At 61.9% G+C, this 16,535-nt stretch carries 13 protein-coding genes and 1 tRNA gene; 10 read left to right on the plus strand and 4 right to left on the minus strand.

The genetic code is table 11. The features are described from left to right. Positions 1-56: 56 nt before the first annotated feature. From ABH939_RS05130 to ABH939_RS05145, 4 genes are all read right to left on the minus strand, one after another. Positions 57-713 carry a hypothetical protein gene (locus ABH939_RS05130; protein ID WP_404649409.1) on the minus strand — a complete coding sequence of 219 codons (657 nt, stop codon included), beginning with the start codon at positions 711-713 and terminating at the stop codon, positions 57-59. Positions 714-952: 239 nt separating this feature from the next. Continuing rightward, entirely contained in the window at positions 953-1,933 is a 981-nt protein-coding gene (locus tag ABH939_RS05135) for a ribose-phosphate diphosphokinase (RefSeq protein WP_003946284.1), read from the minus strand. 71 nt (positions 1,934-2,004) lie between these two features. Beyond that, complete coding sequence (gene glmU, locus ABH939_RS05140; RefSeq protein WP_080726597.1) at positions 2,005-3,456, minus strand: bifunctional UDP-N-acetylglucosamine diphosphorylase/glucosamine-1-phosphate N-acetyltransferase GlmU; 1,452 nt, start codon at positions 3,454-3,456, stop codon at positions 2,005-2,007. A 77-nt stretch (positions 3,457-3,533) separates the two neighbouring features. Further along, positions 3,534-3,604: transfer RNA gene (locus ABH939_RS05145), tRNA-Gln, on the minus strand. A gap of 154 nt (positions 3,605-3,758) precedes the next feature. Between ABH939_RS05145 and ABH939_RS05150 the strand changes: the two genes are divergently transcribed. The 10 genes from ABH939_RS05150 (at position 3,759) to ABH939_RS05195 (ending at position 16,523) form a co-directional block, all read left to right on the plus strand. Next, complete coding sequence (locus ABH939_RS05150; RefSeq protein ID WP_003946303.1) at positions 3,759-4,412, plus strand: TetR/AcrR family transcriptional regulator; 654 nt, start codon at positions 3,759-3,761, stop codon at positions 4,410-4,412. A gap of 189 nt (positions 4,413-4,601) precedes the next feature. Beyond that, the gene (locus ABH939_RS05155; protein ID WP_003946317.1) at positions 4,602-5,243 is read left to right on the plus strand and encodes a ScbR family autoregulator-binding transcription factor; all 642 of its coding nucleotides are present in this window, start codon (positions 4,602-4,604) and stop codon (positions 5,241-5,243) included. Positions 5,244-5,528: 285 nt separating this feature from the next. After that, entirely contained in the window at positions 5,529-5,975 is a 447-nt protein-coding gene (locus tag ABH939_RS05160) for a holo-ACP synthase (protein ID WP_003946314.1), read from the plus strand. Further along, a complete protein-coding gene (locus ABH939_RS05165; protein ID WP_003946296.1) occupies positions 5,968-6,210 on the plus strand; it encodes an acyl carrier protein in 243 nt (80 codons plus the stop codon). Before ABH939_RS05160 ends, ABH939_RS05165 begins: the two co-directional genes overlap by 8 nt. Continuing rightward, positions 6,207-7,397 carry an acyl-CoA dehydrogenase family protein gene (locus tag ABH939_RS05170; protein ID WP_042448906.1) on the plus strand — a complete coding sequence of 397 codons (1,191 nt, stop codon included), beginning with the start codon at positions 6,207-6,209 and terminating at the stop codon, positions 7,395-7,397. Before ABH939_RS05165 ends, ABH939_RS05170 begins: the two co-directional genes overlap by 4 nt. Next, the gene (locus ABH939_RS05175; RefSeq protein ID WP_007728880.1) at positions 7,394-8,350 is read left to right on the plus strand and encodes an amino acid--[acyl-carrier-protein] ligase; all 957 of its coding nucleotides are present in this window, start codon (positions 7,394-7,396) and stop codon (positions 8,348-8,350) included. The genes ABH939_RS05170 and ABH939_RS05175 overlap by 4 nt, the downstream gene beginning before the upstream one ends. After that, positions 8,350-9,336 (plus strand): DUF1839 family protein, encoded by a 987-nt coding sequence (locus ABH939_RS05180; protein ID WP_081558197.1) that lies wholly within the window; start codon positions 8,350-8,352, stop codon positions 9,334-9,336. Before ABH939_RS05175 ends, ABH939_RS05180 begins: the two co-directional genes overlap by 1 nt. 2 nt (positions 9,337-9,338) lie before the next feature. Next, positions 9,339-11,924, plus strand: a complete 2,586-nt coding sequence (locus tag ABH939_RS05185; protein WP_404649411.1) for a glycosyl hydrolase 2 galactose-binding domain-containing protein — start codon at positions 9,339-9,341, stop codon at positions 11,922-11,924. Between the two features lie 128 nt (positions 11,925-12,052). After that, positions 12,053-15,679, plus strand: coding sequence for a transcription-repair coupling factor (mfd, locus tag ABH939_RS05190; RefSeq protein WP_030536282.1), 3,627 nt, complete (start codon positions 12,053-12,055; stop codon positions 15,677-15,679). 7 nt (positions 15,680-15,686) lie between these two features. Next, positions 15,687-16,523, plus strand: a complete 837-nt coding sequence (locus ABH939_RS05195; protein ID WP_030536281.1) for a MazG family protein — start codon at positions 15,687-15,689, stop codon at positions 16,521-16,523. The last annotated feature ends 12 nt before the right edge of the window (positions 16,524-16,535 follow it).

Consider the following 16,535-nt stretch of genomic DNA (forward strand, 5'->3'; position numbering starts at 1 on the left):
ACAGAACGGCCCCGTCTCGCAAGTGAGACGGGGCCGTGGGACGGACGCGAGGGGAATTAGTTGGAGGCGGCGATGCGGGCCTTCTCGAGAGCGGCCAGCGTGCGAAGAACCGTGGCCTTCTGCTTGTTCAGATCGCTCAGTCGTGCGCGAGCCGGCAACCCTTGTGCGAGTTCGGCGACCTTGATCTGCTCGTCGATCGAACCGAGCTGATCGAGAAGCCCTAGGACGCGCGTCTGGAGCGTGTCGATGTCCACGGTGTCGGTCTTGACCGGAGCGGCAACGCGCGTCGCTGTGCCCGTGCTGGCGGGGCGGGAAGCGCGTGCGGGTGACGTGTCGGCGACAACCGTTGCGGCGCGGGGCCGAATTGCCTTGCGAACAGCGGCCGCATCAGGAAGGACGTCCATACGGATCTCGTTCAGGACTCGGCGTGCCTCGCGTGCGTTGACGCGGTACTCGCGCTCTTCGTCGTCGTCGGACTGCAGCGTGCCGCCGAGCGGGCGCAGACCGTACATGCCGAGGAAGCGCTTGGCGTCGTCGATGATGCCTTCGTTTTCACGGCATTTTACGCAGCGGGGTTCGTTGCGGAACATGTCCACGGAGTTGTCGTCTCCGCACCAGACACAAGATCCTGGGCGCCACCGCCGGATCGTCGGAACTGATGAATTCAGGGAATGAGATTCGGGCCGGGATTCCAGGGTTTGCGCGTCGATCACGACGAGCCACACTAGGCGAAGATTGCGGCGCGGTGAACACCGCCCCAACATCGACCTGGGTTTCTCGACGGGAGCGTGATCAAGATCATGTCAATCGCCGCATTCGGCGGTATTCGTGTGTCCCACAGGTGGTTTCATGATGACCGGGTGGTCTGTTTCTGAGACCTTCACGAAGACGACGACGGGCGCGTACCGGTGACCGTGAAGTCACAGGTACGCGCCCGTAGTGCGGCGCGAGACTAGGCGCTGCCGTTGAACAGCGAAGTCACAGAACCGTTCTCGAAAACTTCCTTGATGGTGCGAGCGAGCAGCGGTGCGATGGACAGCACCGTCAGCGTCGGGAACTTCTTCGACTCGTCGATCGGAAGTGTGTTGGTGACAACAACTTCCTTCGCGCCACACGTCGACAGACGCTCGGCCGCAGGGTCGGAGAGGACGCCGTGGGTTGCAGCGATGACGACGTCACCTGCACCGGCCTCCTTGAGCACCTTGACCGCGCCGGCGATGGTTCCGCCGGTGTCGATCATGTCGTCGATCAGGATGCAGGTGCGACCTTCGACCTCACCGACGACGCGGTTGGACTTGACCTGGTTGGGTACCAACGGGTCGCGCGTCTTGTGAATGAATGCCAGCGGTGCTCCGCCGAGCGAGTCGGCCCACTTCTCGGCGACACGAACGCGCCCCGAGTCGGGGGACACCACCGTGATGTTCTCGAGGTTGTAGCCCGCGCGAATGTGGTTGGCCAACTGGCTGTGTGCGTGCATGTGATCGACGGGGCCGTCGAAAAAGCCCTGGATCTGATCGGTATGCAGGTCGACCGTGATGATGCGATCGGCGCCGGCGGTCTTGAGCAGGTCGGCAATCAGGCGAGCGGAGATCGGCTCGCGTCCGCGATGCTTCTTGTCCTGGCGGGCGTACGGGTAGAACGGAAGAACGGCGGTGATGCGCTTTGCCGATCCACGCTTGAGAGCGTCGATCATGATGAGCTGCTCCATCACCCACGTGTTCAGCGGTGCCGGATGACTCTGCAGGACGAACGCATCGGAGCCGCGAACCGACTCTTCGAATCGAACGAAGATCTCACCGTTCGCGAAGTCGCGCGCGGTCTGCGGGGTGACGCGGATGTCGAGTTCCTTCGCCACCTGCTCCGCCAACTCGGGATGTGCGCGACCCGAGAACAACATCAGGTTCTTCTGGTTGTCGATCCAATTCGCAGTCACTGGTTCATGCCGTCCTTTTGTACTTGCCGGTCGATCTGGTGGTGATCTGTGCTGTCTGTTGTGCAGGGCTGTCAGGTTGTTGCAGGGCCGTCAGGTTGTGCAGCTGCTGCAGCGGCATCGGCCGCGGGTGTGCCGGGACGATTCTTCTGGACCCAGCCCTCGATGTTGCGCTGCACCCCACCCGAGACGGCGAGCGCCCCAGGCGGTACGTCGTTCTTCAAGACCGTGCCCGCACCCGTGTATGCGCCGTCTCCCACGACGAGAGGGGCGACGAACATGGTGTCGGAGCCTGTTCGGACATGCGACCCCACCACAGTACGGCTCTTGTTCACCCCGTCGTAATTGACGAAGACGCTCGAAGCTCCGATATTGCTGTGATGGCCGATGGTGGCGTCGCCGACGTAGGTAAGATGCGGAATCTTCGAATGCTCGCCGATATCCGCGTTCTTGGTTTCCACGTAGGCGCCGATCTTGCCGTGTGCCCCGAGGCGGGTACCAGGCCGGAGATAGGCGAAGGGGCCCACAGTCGCATCCGCGCCGACAACGGAGTCGGTCCCGTGCGAGCGGACGACTACTGCGCGCTCACCGACTCTCACGTTGTCCAAGGTGGTATCCGGGCCGATCACGGCGTCTTCGCCCACCGAGGTCGTGCCGGTCAACTGAACTCCGGGCAGGAGCGTCACGTCCTGTGCGACGTGCACGCCGCAATCTATCCATGTGCTCGCAGGATCGACGACGGTGACGCCGGCACGCATCCACTTCTCGAGGATCCGACGGTTCATCTCGCGGGCGAGCGTCGAGAGCTGCACGCGATCGTTGGCCCCCGCGACGAGAACCGAATCCGCGATGTGCTGAGCACGAACACGCTTGCCCGCGCGACGGGCGATCATGATCACATCGGTGAGATAGAACTCGTGTTGTGCGTTGTTGGAGTCGAGGGACGCCAGCGCGTCGCGCAGAGTTTCGAAGTCGAAGGCGTAGACCCCTGAATTGACTTCGGTGATCGAGCGCTGCGAATCGGTGGCTTCCTTCTCCTCGACTATGGCGTTCACCTCGCCGTCCGTCGTACGAAGGATTCGCCCGTAGCCGGTGGGGTCGACGGCCGTCGACGTCAACACCGTCACCGCGGCCGCGGGAGCAGCCGTGTGCTGGGCGAGGAGGTCTGCGATGGTCTTGCCGTCGAGCAGAGGCACGTCGGCGGCTGTGACGAGTACGGTCCCGGAGAAGTCGGCCGGCAACCCCTCGAGCCCACAACTGACAGCGTGCCCGGTGCCCTTCTGCTCGTCCTGAACGGCGACGGTGACGGAACGGTCCAGTTCCCCGGCGACTGCGTTCACGGCTTCGGTGACACGCTCACGATCGTGACCGACGACGGTCACCAGGTGCGTGGGATTCAGTGAGGTTGCCGCGTGAAGCGAATGCGCCAGCATGCTGCGTCCGGCGAGAGTGTGGAGGACCTTGGGAGTCTTCGACTTCATTCGTGTACCGGCACCCGCTGCGAGAACGATCACGGCGGTCTGCACTGGTTTGAGCTCCCTCTGTCGATCAAACTGTCGATCAAGACATACATTTCCGCTCGGGAAAGCATGTTGTTCACCAGCTCCGCCGCCAGGACTCGAACCTGAACTATCTGAACCAAAATCAGAGGTGCTGCCATTACACCACGGCGGATTGCCACGCATTGCCGAGCCTTGCGGCCGAACGCGCGAAAGAATAATCGCATGCCGACCCGCCGTAGGTCGAACCGCTCCTCCGATCGGGCCCCTGAAGTCCCGATAGGCTGAGCGTCCACAGCAGTAATTTGTGTGTCGGCGAGAGGAAGACAATGGCGACGGTGTCCGGTTCGGGTGGCGGGGATCCAGTTCCCGAACGAGTGACACGGATCCGGATGACCGGTACCCAACGTCGGCAACAGCTGATCGAGATCGGGCGGGCATTGTTCGCCGAACGGGGATACGAAGCGACCTCGATCGAGGAGATCGCCCAGCGCGCGAACGTGTCCAAGCCTGTCGTGTACGAGCACTTCGGCGGCAAGGAGGGGCTGTACGCCGTCGTAGTGGACCGGGAGATGTCGCGACTCCTCGAGATGATCACGTCTTCGCTCTCACAAAATCGCTCGAGAGTTCGAGTCGAGCGGGTTGCGTTGGCTTTGCTCACCTACGTGGAAGAGCACACCGACGGATTTCGGATACTCGTGCGCGATTCGTCCGTTGTCGCGCCCAGTGGGACATATTCGAGCTTGCTCAACGATGCGATCAGTCAGGTGGGCTACCTGTTGGCGGGGGACTTCTCCAGACGCGGTTTCGACCCCGGACTAGCAACGATGTACGCACAGGCGCTTGTCGGCATGGTGTCCACTACGGCTACTTGGTGGCTCGACGAACGGACTCCGTCGAAGGAAGTTGTCGCCGCTCACCTCGTGAATTTGTGTTGGAATGGGCTGACGAATCTGGAAGCCGATCCACAATTGGAGGGTTAACCAGGCGCGCCTGCCGCGCAGAGATGGATCGCGGTCTAAGCTGTGTTCGCTGTATCACGATCGTTTGATGGGCAAATGTCTCATTTGTTTGCAGGGTGGGTTGAATGCCGAACCGTGCCATCCATTTTGACGCTGTGAACGGGTAAGACCAAGAATTCGTTCGATGTGTGGTGATTGGAGGCCGGATCGATGGTGAGGCAAGAGCGGGCAGAAGCCACCCGTGATTCGGTGCTGCGCGGAGCAGCGGGTGTGTTCTTGCGCCTGGGCTATGCCAATGCCAGCTTGAGCGAGATCATCGCCGAGTCGCAGGTGACCAAAGGCGCCCTGTACTTCCATTTCGGGTCCAAGGAAGAACTCGCGCGGGCGGTGATAGACGAGGGTTCGGCACGTTTCGACGCAAAATGTGAGCTCTGGTTGGACCGTCGAACTCCCGCACTCGAGTCACTGATCGGTATTTCGTCGGTCATCGTCGACATCGGTGCGCATGACGCCATGGTTAGAGCGACGTTCCGCTTGTTGGTCGAGATCGGGGACTATCGGGGCTCCGGGCCGGCGACTCTGGACGTGTGGCTCGACATTTACCGTGAACTTGCCAGCCGTGCCGCCGACGAAGGTGATCTGCGTTCGGACGCGGATTCTGCTGACATTGCTCGTTTCCTGTTGGAAGTTGCGTCGGGAGTTCGGCTGATGGCAGCCGCGACCGGGACCGTTCGTGAGCTTTCGGACTCCATGAAGGCATCGTGGAACCTGATACTTCCGATCGTGGTCCCGGAATCGAAAGTGGAGTACTTCAGGCAATTCGCGGCCCGTCGCCTTGCCAGTGATCACTGAAATCACTGGCTCTCCGCACTGCTCCTTGGTCAATTTGCTGCAAATGTCCTGGTAGGGACATTGCTCTCTTTGTTCTGCATTCAAAACAAACTAAGAGTATGTTTATAGTGTTGATGGGAATCTGGAAGTCCGATCTTGCCGTCAATCTTCGGATTGCGGTATGTTCTATCGGTAGCTGAAGAATTGCTGAGAATGAAGGTTTGTCAGGGCAGGGTGACGGCGTCGGCGCACCGGGCAGCATAGGGGGCTGCCCGGCGTGTACGACCCCAGATGGGGAGTCAACAGATGGGTGACACTGCGCCGACGCCGATGCTCGACATCGGCCCGCGGATCGGCTGTGACGTAGTGAACGTCGTGGATGTCACTCGAAGTATCGAACTCTTCGGGCGGAGGTATCTCGATCGGACCTTCACCCCGCACGAATTGCAGACGTGCGCCGGGCCGGCGCGGGATCAACGATTGGCTGCACGTTTCGCCGCCAAAGAGGCTGTGGTGAAGGTACTGCGGCCTGGTGACGTTCCCGTTCCGTGGAGTTCCATCGAAATCACTCGGGCCGAGTGGGGTGGCTGTGGGGTGACACTGTCCGGTAATGCCGCGGAACTCGCGCGGGCCCAGGATCTGCACGATTTTCAAGTATCTATCTCGCACGAAGCGGACGTGGCCATCGCAATGGTGATCGCAACACGCTCGGGCGCTCGCATCGAAAAGAAGGACGACATCGCTGATGATTGATCAGGCAATTCGGAAAGTGCTCGTCGAGCACGGTCGGCTGGCAGTCGACGTGAGCACGATCGACGGAGAGGCCGATCTTTACGAGTTGGGTTTGACGTCGCACGCGAGCGTGAATGTCATGTTGGCGCTGGAGGATTCGTTCGACATCGAGTTCCCTGACGAGTTGTTGCGGAAGAGTACTTTCGCAAGCGTCAAGGCGATCGAGGGTGCGTTGACGGAGTTGGGTGCTGCATGAACGCTCCGCAATCGCAGTGCTCCACCGGAACGGCCCTCGAGCGGGCCGCACGGTTGGCCGACGAAGTTGCAGCGGTGTGGGCCGACGAAGTCGATGCAGAAGCAAGGTTTCCGCGTGAAGCTGTCGACGCCATGCGAAGCGAACGGCTGCTGTCCGTAGCTGTGCCGAGGGAACTAGGCGGCGAAGGGCTCTCGCTGCAGGAAGTGTCGCAGATCGCCCGTGTGATCGGAACACGCTGTGCAGCAAGCGGAATGATTTTCGCGATGCATCAGACGCAGATATACTCGTTGGTCAAGCACGGCAACACCGAAGCACTACGCGAGTTTGTCGAAGAAACGGTCGACAAGCAATTGCTGTTGGCATCGGCAACCACTGAGCTGGGAATCGGTGGTGACGTCAGCCGGAGTTACTGCGCGGTGGAAGACTTGGGCGGTCACCTGCTGTTGATCAAGAACGCGCCTGTCATTTCGTACGGTGAACACTCCGACGCGATAGTCGTGACGGCTCGGCGAACACCGGAGAGTCAGCCGAACGATCAGGTTCTCGTGGTGTGTCGTACCCCAGACCTGACGCTCGAACGCACCACCGAGTGGAACACGCTGGGGCTGAGGGGAACTTGCAGTCTCGGTTACATCCTTCGGGCCACTTCGACGCCGGAGATGGTCGCCGACGTACCGTATTCCGATATCTCCACCCACACGATGCTTCCGGTCTCGCACGTCGTCTGGAGTTCGGTGTGGTTGGGAATTGCCGACGCTGCAGTCGAGAAGGCGCGCAAGTACGTGCGTGCCGCCGCCCGCAAGCAGCCCGGGGTCACTTCCCCCGGAGCGCTGCGGCTCGCCGAAGTTGCCGCTTCGGCACAACAATTCGCCGATCTCGTCGGCGCCTCTGCACGCAGGTACGACCGCGCAGTCCACGCGGAGGAAGGCGTTGCCGATTTCGAGGCGACGGGAGCGGTGGGATTTTCGCTCGCAATGAACAACCTGAAAGTCACAGCGTCGACAGCGGTGGTGGAAATCGTGGGGCAGACAATGTTGATCTGTGGAATCTCGGGATATCGCGAGGACACCGAATTCTCGCTCGGTCGGCACCTTCGTGACGCGCACGGCGCAGCGGTGATGGTGAACAACGATCGAATCATGGCAGGTTCAGCGCACATGGCTATCGGATACCGGGGAACGCTATGACGAACGAGACTGTGACGACCGAGACTGTGACAGGCGAGACCGATCTGGATCGGGCCCGGGCTGCATTTCAACGTGAACTGCTCGTCGAAGGACTTCTCGTCGAGACGGAGGTGCCGGGACTCTACGGGCGTTCCGGAGTGTTCGAGGACATCGTCGACGGTATCGACCGAGTGGTGATTGCAGCGGGGCCAGGCGACGCCGCGACTCGGCTGCGGTTCCCGCCGGTGTTCCCGCGGAGCAGTTTCGAGCGCACCGACTACATCGCTTCGTTTCCCAACCTCACCGGCGCCATCAACACCTTCGCCGGTTCCAATCGCGATCACGCGCGACTGCTGGCCGATCGCGCCGAGGGACAATCGTGGGACCGCCACCTCGAGCCGACCGAGACCATGCTCGTGTCCGCAGCGTGCCATCCTGCCTATGCGCGGTACACCGGAGTTCTGCCCGAAGGCGGCGTGCTGCTGGACATCTACGGTTTTTGCTTCCGGCACGAACCGGCCATCGATCCGGCTCGCATGCAAGCGTTTCGGATGCACGAGTTCGTGACGATCGGTGACGCCGCGGCAGCGCGAGCGCATCGCGAGCACTGGATCGAGCGGGGGCTCGAGGTGCTCGGCCGGCTCGAACTCGACGCTACCCCGGTGATCGCCAATGATCCTTTCTTCGGGCGCGCCGGAAAGATGCTTGCAGCCAACCAGCGTGAAGAGAATCTCAAGACGGAACTGACAGTTCGGCTCTACGGAGATCTCGACGAGGGCACGGCGATCGTGTCCTCGAACAACCATCTCGACCATTTCGGTGTCAACTTCGACATCCGAACGGCGGAGGGGGAGGTGGCACACAGCTCGTGCGTCGGCTTCGGGATGGAGCGAATCGCGTTGTCCTTGTTGCGGACTCATGGTCTTGACGTGGCTGCATGGCCAACCTCCGTTCGTGAACGAATGGGCATCTGATGTCACGGCTCATCGACATTTCACCTGATCGCTACCGGCCCCATTCGTTGCACCAGGACGACCGCGTGTGGGCGCAGACCAACTGCTACACGGATCTGTGGATCGAAGTGTTGCATTCGCTGGGGTTGGACCCCGTCCCGGCATTGGCATGTGCCTTCTCATCGCGGTTCGACGGGACTCAGTGGACGTTCCTCAAGCTCAAGGCCGAGGACATCTACGCGCTGTACGGAATCGAAGTCGCCGAGATGAACGTCTGGCGGGCACCGCTGATCCATGTCGAGGACAACCTCGCGGTTGGGATGCTGTCGACGGTTGAAGTGGACGGATACTGGCTTCCCGACACTCTTGGAACGAGCTATCACGAGGGGCACACCAAGACCACGATCGTGCCCAATCGGATCGATCGCGTTGCCGGCGAGCTCGAGTACTTTCACAACAGCGGGTACTACTTGCTGCGAGGCGACGATTTCTCCGGCGTCTTCGATCTCGATCGTTCCTCACTTCCTTCGTTCGTGCCCTATGTCGAACAGATCAGGTTGAATCCGGTTCACGCGACCAACGCCGGAAACATCGCCGAAGTGGCTCGGCGGAATGTAGCGGTTCGAGCGGTGGGTAATCCCGTGCGAGAGCTGGGACGCAAGGTGATCGAAGACCTCGAATGGGTGCAGGGGGCGGGTATGGATGCCTTTCACCTCTGGTCCTTCGGGCTACTTCGTCAGTGCGGGGCCAGCGCGGAGCTGGCTGCCGACGCCAGCGAGTTCTTGGACACTGCAGGTTTCTCCGGGACAGGCGAAGCTGCGCCAGATTTCCGCAAAGTGGCATCCGGTGCCAAGAGCGTGCAGTTTCAGATGGCGCGTGCCTCCAGGGGCCGCGCGGTGGACCCGCGTGAGCAACTCGACGAGATGGCCGTGTCGTGGAAGAGGGCGATGGAAATCGTTGCCGACACAGTCGGCGTCGACTCGCATCGACACCTGAGGTTGGTCTGACAGTGCCTCGTTCGTCAGCAGACCTGCTGGCCGGCGCGATATGGCGATGCGCTGCAACCGAACCCGGATCCATATCCGACCCGGATGCCCTCGAAGCTGTGACCGAGTGGGTCGCAGCGTCCGTGCCTGGAACAGTCGTCGGTGCGTTACGTGCGGCGCAAACGGACGCCGGACGCACAAAGTCCGTTTCGTCGTCGTCTGTTTCAGAATCATCCGTTTCATCGTCGGACTGGTGGTTCGTGACTACCGTGGCCACGACCGGTGAGGGGTCGTGGCTGCTCCAGTTCGACGGTATGACGGCGTTTGCGGATGTCTGGATCGGCGGTGTCCGTGTCGCGTCCACTGAATCCATGTTCGCACCTGGGGAAGTGAGCATTCCGGCCGGAGTCGGCGCTGGTAAACGTGTCCAGGTGGCTGTTCATTTTCATTCTCTCTCCGCGATTTTGAGATCGAGGCGTCCTCGAGGACGTTGGCGCTCGTCGATGGTCCGTGAACAGGGCCTTCGGTGGATCCGAACCACGATGCTCGGTATGGCTCCCGTGTTCAGTGGTGTGTCGGTACCGGTGGGTCCGTGGCGGGGTATCCGCTTGTTGGACAAGGGGATTGCCGCCGTAGTCTCTGCTGTCAAGCATGCGAGTGTTGACGGCACAACCGGTCGCGTTGCCGTCAGTGCTCGGCTCACCGGATTGCCGGCCTCGCTGGAGTACGTGACCGTGCGCGTCGGCGATCACTCGCGGCAATTGGCTGTATCCGCCGGACCGGATGGATTTCTCGAGGTGTCCGGCGTCGTCGAAGTGCCGGACGCGCAGTTGTGGTGGCCGCACACTCATGGCACCCCGCGCACTTATCGGGTGACGATGGAAGCGCTCGGAGTCTCCGAGCATCTCGGTTCAGTTGGCTTCCGGACGGTGGAGGTCGACAGATCCGATGGTGGATTCCGTTTGTATGTCAACGGCATCCGGGTGTACTGCCGTGGTTCGGTGTGGGTGCCGACCGACCCGATCTCGCTTCAAGGCGACGCCGGCACCACTCGTGTCTTGGAACGCCTGGCAGAGGCGGGCCTGAACATGATTCGAATCCCGGGGACGATGGTCTACGAGAGCGACCACTTCTGGGAGGAATGCGCGCGTCTGGGCATTCTCGTGTGGCAGGACATGATGTTGGCGACGCTCGATCCGCCCGACACCGACGAATTCTTCGAACTCGTTGCCTCCGAGGTCACCGAGTTCTTGCACAGAGTGCGCGGAAATCCCGCTTTGGCAGTCTTCTGCGGCGGCAGCGAGACCGAACAGCAGCCGACCATGCTGGGCTTGGTCGATCAACACATCCCGCTCATTCATTCGAGACTGCCGGAGTTGATCTCGACGGTGGCACCCGAACTCGAGTACGTGACGTCGTCCCCCTCGGCGCCTCGCGGGGGCGAGCAATTGGCAACGCATGTCGGAAGCGGGGTCGCTCACTACTTCGGGGTGGGTGCCTATCGTCGTCCACTGGCCGACGTGCTCAGCGCGCGAGTACGTTTTGCGACCGAATCATTGGCATTTTCGATTCCACCGTCGAATGCGGTGATCGAGAACGAATTCGGTTCACTCGCCGTCGCGGGGCACCACCCGGCATGGAAAGCCGCGGTGCCTCGGGACAACGGATCGTCGTGGGATTTCGAGGATGTTCGGGACCACTACGTCCACGCGCTTTTCGGCGAAGACGCTCGTGAAGTCCGGTGGTCCGACCCGGAACGCTATCTCGACCTGGGGCGAGCAGCTGTATGTGAGGCGTTCGCATCGACGCTCGGATACTGGCGTCGCCCGGACTCTCGGTGCGACGGCGCCTTGACACTCGCACTGCGAGACCTGGAGCCCGGACCGGGATGGGGGGTCCTCGATTGGAGCGGCAGCCCCAAAGCTCCGTGGTTCGTGCTCCGTAGGAGCGCCAAACCGATCGCGCTCCTCGTCACGGACGACGGTATGGACGGATTGAGGCTCGACGCGATCAACGAGACCGCCGAACCTGTCGTCGGCGAGATCAGGTTTCGAGCGCACAGTCGGTCAGGTGTCGTCCCGGTCGACGTCGCGCTACCGGTCAAGGTGGAAGCGCATTCAAGTCTGACCTGGTCCGTGGACAGCCTTGTCGGCCGTTTCACCGACCTCACTCACGTGTTTCGGTTCGGGGCGCGGATATACGACGCCGTCACCGTCACACTCGAAGACGAAGACGGCGAGATGGTGGACGAAGTGGTCCACCTCCTGGGTGGCTCGGCGCGGCCTCGCGAGCGATCGGTCGGACTTGTTGCCACAGCGCGCAACGTCGGTGACGAAGAGTGGGTAGTCGACGTCTCGACGGATGCTTCCGCCCAATACGTTGCCCTCGAACTGCAGGGCTTCGAGCCCGAAGACTCCTGGTTCCACCTCGCGCCGAACGGTCGCAGGACTGTACGTCTACGGAGAACCGGTCAGGCGACGAAGGTGATCGGTCGCGTTCGGGCGCTCAACTCATACGTGAGTGCGGCCGTGGCGCCGCCGATCACTCCGGTCACACAATCCTCGCCGTCCAAGCGGACGTCGAAGAAGACGAGTGCTACGGGAAACTGAACGGATCGGACTGCGCTGCGAGATCTCACACCGATAGAATCGAACCGGCGCACAACTCTGCCTCGGTGGGGATATTGCGCTCGGGCTGTGCGTCCGCAACCCGTCATCACTGTTCAGGAGCGCGTTCGTTGACTTCCTTGTCCTCTGCCCAGACTGCGCTCGCTGGACTCGCCGAGGTCGCCCTCGCAGATGCCGCGTTCACTCCGGTGATCGAATCCATCGGCTCGGCCGCCTTGGACATCGTGGCTCCGAAGCCGGCTCGACCGTTCATCGCCGCTGCACTCGCCGCTCGCACGCCGGTGCTGCTGGTGACGGCCACCGGTCGTGAAGCCGACGATCTCACTTCGGAACTCACCGAGATGCTCGGTGGAGGAGTGGCGCAGTTTCCGTCGTGGGAAACATTGCCGCACGAGCGACTGTCGCCGAGCGCGGATACCGTTGGGCGACGGGTGGAGGTACTGCGCAGACTCGCCAGACCAGACGACGCCTCGTACGGATCGCCTCTTCGGGTGATCGTCACCACGGTGCGCTCTCTCGTTCAGCCGATGGCGCCAGGCCTGGGCGAGATAGAACCGATCACGTTGCGCGTCGGCACCGAGATCGATTTCGATTCCGTTCTGGTTCGTCTGGTTGAGATGGCGTACAGCCGGGTCGACATGGTGGGAAAGCGTGGTGAGTTCGCGGTCCGTGGTGGCATTCTCGACTTGTTCTCGCCCACGGCGGATCATCCGGTCCGTATCGAATTCTGGGGTGACGAGGTATCCGAGCTTCGGTACTTCTCAGTTGCCGATCAGCGTTCGCTAGCGGACGTCGACGTCGATTCCGTGATCGCGCCGCCGTGTCGTGAACTGATTCTGACAGCTGATGTTCGTGATCGAGCTGCGGCACTCGCTGCTGAGAACCAGGCTGACGCGTCGTTGGTCGAGATGCTGGACAAGATCTCGGCAGGTATCCCCGTCGAGGGGATGGAAGCTCTGCTTCCGGTTCTCAAACCCGGTGAACTGCAACTACTTTCCGATGTACTTCCCGAAGGGGCGCACATTCTTCTGTGTGATCCGGAAAAGGTGCGCACCCGCGCCACCGACCTGGTGCGCACCGGCCAGGAATTCTTGGAAGCATCGTGGACGGCGGCGTCGATCGGCGGCGCTGCACCGCTCGACACGTCGATCCTCAACGGCGGAGGAGTCGATCTCGGTGCCTCCGCGTACCGGTCGCTTCGTCATGTTCGCGAATCTGCCGAAGCTGCCGGCAGACCCTGGTGGACAGTCAGCCCGCTGGCGTCGGGAAACGGTGAAGAACTCGAACTCCCGGTGCATGCGGCACCGCAGGTGCGCGGTTCCGACGACCTGTTGGCCGAGCTGTTCGTCAGCCTTCGGGCGCACGTGAGCACGGGCGGTCGCGCGGCGATCGTGGTGGCAGGTGCCGGAACCGCAAGCCGCGTCGTGGAGCGACTCGGTGAAGCCGAAGTGCCCGCCAAGATGCTCGATGCCGGCGCTACCCCCGCCCGTGGACAGGTCGCGGTGCTCCGCGGATCACTGCACGACGGACTGGTACTCGCCGGCGACGACTCGACGCCTGGGATGGTGATCGTCACCGAGTCCGATCTGACCGGCAACCGCGTTGCCGCGGTCGGCGACGGAAAGCGCTTGCCGGCCAAGCGCCGCAATCAGGTTGATCCCCTCGCGCTGTCGGCAGGGGACATGGTCGTGCATGATCAGCACGGTATCGGCCGGTTCGTCGAAATGGTCGAACGCACCATCGGTGGGGCGCGTCGTGAATACCTGGTCATCGAATACGCGCCGAGCAAGCGCGGTCATCCGGGCGATCGTCTGTTCGTCCCGATGGAATCGCTCGATCAACTCTCCCGATACGTCGGTGGGGAGTTGCCGGCGCTGAGCAAGCTCGGTGGATCCGACTGGGCAAACACAAAGCGTAAGGCCCGCAAGGCAGTTCGTGAGATCGCGGGCGAGCTGGTTCAGCTCTACGCAGCGCGTCAGGCTGCTCCCGGGCATGCGTTCGGCCCGGACACACCGTGGCAGAAGGAACTCGAAGACGCATTCGCGTTCACCGAGACGATCGACCAGTTGACCGTTATCAGTGAGGTCAAGGCCGACATGGAGAAGCCGGTTCCGATGGACCGGGTGGTCATCGGTGACGTCGGGTACGGCAAGACGGAGATCGCCGTCCGCGCCGCGTTCAAGGCAGTGCAGGACGGCAAGCAGGTGGCGGTGCTGGTGCCGACGACTCTGCTTGCACAGCAACATCTTCAGACCTTCACCGAACGAATGTCGTCGTTCCCGGTGAAGGTGCGAGGGCTGTCCCGGTTCACCGACGCCAAGGACTCGAAGGAAATCATCGCCGGCATGGCGGAAGGTGAGATCGACATCGTCGTCGGTACTCACCGGTTGCTGCAGACCGGTATTCGCTGGAAGGACCTCGGGCTTGTGATCGTCGACGAGGAACAGCGATTCGGAGTCGAGCACAAGGAACACATCAAGGCGCTACGCACCCACGTCGACGTCCTGACGATGTCGGCTACCCCGATTCCTCGTACTCTCGAGATGAGCATGGCCGGGATCCGTGAAATGTCCACGATCCTCACACCGCCGGAAGAACGTCATCCTATCCTCACGTACGTCGGCGCGTATGCGGACAAGCAGGTTGCCGCGGCCATCCGGCGTGAACTTCTGCGCGACGGTCAGGTCTTCTACGTTCACAACCGTGTCAGCTCGATCGACAAGGCAGCCAAGAAGATCCGCGAACTCGTCCCGGAGGCTCGCGTCGTCGTCGCGCACGGTCAGATGAACGAGGACACTCTCGAAAAGACTGTGCAAGGATTCTGGGAACGCGACTTCGACGTGTTGGTCTGTACCACGATCATCGAAACCGGTCTGGACATCTCGAACGCGAACACACTGATCGTCGAACGCGCGGATTCGCTGGGCCTCTCGCAGTTGCATCAGCTTCGCGGACGCGTCGGGCGTAGTCGTGAACGTGGATACGCCTATTTCCTGTACCCGGCCGAAAAGCCTTTGACGGAAACGGCATACGATCGACTGGCAACGATTTCGCAGAATTCGGACCTCGGCGCGGGTATGGCCGTCGCGATGAAGGACCTCGAAATCCGTGGAGCCGGAAACGTTCTGGGCGCAGAGCAGTCCGGCCACGTCGCGGGGGTCGGGTTCGATCTGTACGTCAGGCTGGTCGGTGAGGCGGTCGAAGCCTTCCGGGCTGCAGCCGACGGCAAACCGATCACAATGGACGAGGGCACGAAGGAAGTCCGGATCGACCTACCGGTGGACGCGCACATCCCGCCCGACTACGTCACCAGTGACAGGCTCAGGTTGGAGGGGTACCGCAAGCTCGCTGCGGCAACTGATTCCGACGGCATCGCTGCCGTAGTCGAAGAACTGGTCGATCGCTACGGCCCACTGCCCGAAGAGGTTCGACGGCTGATCTCGGTGGCCAAGCTTCGACTGCTCTGCCGCGAGTATCAACTGGAGGAAGTCGCCGTCACCGGAACTCAGCTCAAGATCTCGCCTATGTCACTGCCCGATTCCAAACAGATCAGGCTCAAGAGGATCTATCCGAGCGCGCAGTACCGGGCAACGACCGGGCTCGTGCAACTCCCGCTGCCTCGCACCGGCGGAGTCGGCTCGGATCGCCTGCGGGACGTCGAATTGCTCCAGTACATCGCGGACTTCATCCTGGCGATTGACGGGCGCGCCGCCGGTGCCGTCCTGGTCGAGGCGTGAGCACACGGTGAACGAATCGCCCGTCGTCGTACTGCTCGATCCTTTGCGGCCGCATGTCTTTCCGCTGGAGGCGCTCCCGTTCCTGTCCGGCGCGATCGATATCGACCCGGACGTTCCCGACTCGGTACGCGGCGCACTGCCGGCCACGACACCCGGCGCCGCGGTGACTGTGATGATGGACACCGCCGAGCCGAAGATCGCGGCGTTGTCTGCCGCTGGGGTAAAGATGATTCGCGCCGAACCCATTCACGGCGATCGACTGGTGGAAGCGGCGTCGATCATGGACCGGTTGTGGAATCGCGGCGGTTGGGAGTCGACCCAGACGCACGAGAGCCTCTCCGTTTACCTCGTCGAGGAGACCTACGAGGTACTCGACGCGATTCGAAGCGACGACGAGAGCGATCTTCGGGAGGAACTCGGAGACCTGTTGCTTCAGGTGTTGTTCCACTCGCGGATCGCTCAAGCACACGGTGTTTTCGAATTGGACGACGTGGCCGGTGCATTGATCGCGAAACTCGTGCACCGCAGCCCGCACCTGGTCAGTTCCGGGGCGGTCGACATCGCTGAGCAAGAGCGGGCGTGGGACGCTTTGAAGGCTGCCGAGAAGGCTCGCGCGTCATCCATGGACGGCATCGCTCGGTCGCAGCCGCCGTTGCTCCTCGCCGAAAAAGTACTGAGCAGGGCCGCCAAAGCCGGTGTGATCGAAAGCGCCGATGAAGCTGATCTGGAAGCTCTGATCGAGCAGTGCCGACGCGCCGACACTGCACTCCTGGGCGCCCTGGACATGCTGATCGCCGACATTCGGATTCGTGAGGGAAGACGTCTCGAAGACGTGGAGGATTAGCCCACTTTGACG

Source organism: Rhodococcus sp. 27YEA6 (assembly GCF_044908235.1).
GTDB classification, from domain to species: Bacteria; Actinomycetota; Actinomycetes; order Mycobacteriales; family Mycobacteriaceae; genus Rhodococcus_F; species Rhodococcus_F qingshengii.